At 73.1% G+C, this 1,809-nt stretch carries 1 protein-coding gene; it reads left to right on the top strand.

Features of this window, described 5'->3' with window-relative positions:
• Window positions 1-1,809 (top strand): alpha-(1->3)-arabinofuranosyltransferase domain-containing protein (locus tag BN4348_RS56935; protein ID WP_142308830.1); only part of this gene is annotated, 1,809 nt, incomplete at both ends.

Genomic DNA, 1,809 nt, shown 5'->3' with positions numbered 1-1,809 from the left:
TTGACCCCGCCGCAGACCATCCGGGCGCTGGATTCGGTGCAACGCCTGTTCGCCGCGGGGCGACCCTCGGCCGGCCTGGCCGATACCCTTGCCCGGCAAGGCATTTCGTACGTGGTGCTGCGCAACGACCTGGACCCGGAGACGTCCCGCTCGGCGCGACCGATCCTGGTGCACCGCGCCGTCGAGGGCTCGCCGCGACTGCAAAAAGTGGCGCAGTTCGGCGCGCCGGTGGGGCCCGGCACGCTGGCGGGCTTCGTCGTCGACGGCGGGCTGCGGCCGCGCTACCCCGCGGTAGAGATCTACCGCGTTGACGTTGCCGGCAATCCGGGCGCGCCGTACTTCGTCGACACCGACCGGATGGCCCGGGTCGACGGGGGGCCCGAGGTACTGCTGCGCCTCGACGAGCGGCGACGGCTGCAGGGCCGACCGCCGCTGGGTCCGGTGCTGATGACGAGCGACGCGCGCGGCGCCGGGCTGGCGGCGCCCCTGGTCACCGTGACCGACACCCCGGTGGACCGCGAGACCGACTACGGCCGCGTCGACCACCACTCGTCGGCGATCCGGGCGCCCGGCGACACCCGGCACACCTTCAACCGCGTCCCCGACTACCCGGCCCCGGGCGCCGACCCGGTATCCGGCGCCTGGAACGGCGGCAGGATCACCGTGTCGAGCTCGTCGTCGGATTCCACCGCGATGCCCGACGTCGCACCGGCCACCTCCCCGGCCGCCGCGATCGACGGCGACTCCGCAACCGCGTGGGTGTCCAACGCGCTGCAGTCCGCCGTCGGGCAGTGGCTGCAAGTGGACTTCGACCACCCGATCAGCAACGGCGCCATCACCATCACACCCAGCGCGACCGCCGTCGGCGCCCAGGTCCGTCGCATCCTGATCGAGACCGCCAACGGCAGCACCACCCTGCGGTTCGACGAGCCAGGCAAGCCGCTCGTGGCGGCGCTGCCGTACGGCGAAAGCCCGTGGGTGCGGTTGACCGCCGCCGGCACCGACGACGGCTCGCCCGGTGTGCAGTTCGGCATCACCGACCTGTCAATCACCCAATACGACGCCTCCGGATTCGCCCACCCGGTCAACCTGCGCCACACCGTGGCCGTGCCCGGGCCGCCGCCGGGCTCGGCGATAGCGGGCTGGGACCTGGGCTCCGAGCTGCTGGGCAGGCCGGGCTGCGCCCGGGCGCCCGACGGCGTGCGCTGCGCGGCCTCGATGGCGCTGGCACCGGAAGAGCCCGTCAACTTCAGCCGCACCCTGACCGTGGCGGCTCCGGTGTCGGTGACGCCGACGGTGTGGGTGCGGCCACGGGAGGGGCCCAAGCTTGCCGATCTGGTCGCCGAGCCGAATACCACTCGCGCACAAGGTGATTCCGATGTGATAGACATTCTCGGCTCGGCGTACGCGGCCACCGACGGCGACCCGGCCACCGCGTGGATTGCGCCGCAGCGGGTGGTGCAGCACAAGTCGCCGCCGACGCTGACCGTCACCCTGCCGCGGCCGACCGAGGTCTTCGGGCTGCGCGTGGCGCCCAGTCGGTCGGCGTTGCCGGCCCACCCGACGCTGCTGGCCGTCAACCTGGGCGACGGCCCGCAGGTCCGGGAGCTGAAGGCCGGTGAGCCGCAGACCCTGTCGCTGGCACCGCGGGTGACCGACACCGTGAGCATCAGCCTGCTCGGCTGGGAAGACATCATCGACCGCAATGCCCTGGGCTTCGACCAGCTCAAGCCGCCGGGGCTGGCCGAGGTGGCGGTTCTCGGCGCCGACGGCGACCCGATCGCGCCCGCCGACGCCGCTGCCAACCGA

Origin of the sequence: Mycobacterium interjectum (assembly GCF_900078675.2) — a bacterium.
Lineage (GTDB): Bacteria > Actinomycetota > Actinomycetes > Mycobacteriales > Mycobacteriaceae > Mycobacterium > Mycobacterium interjectum.
Note: the sequence above shows the minus strand (reverse complement) of the source record. Positions and strands in the feature narration are given on the sequence as shown.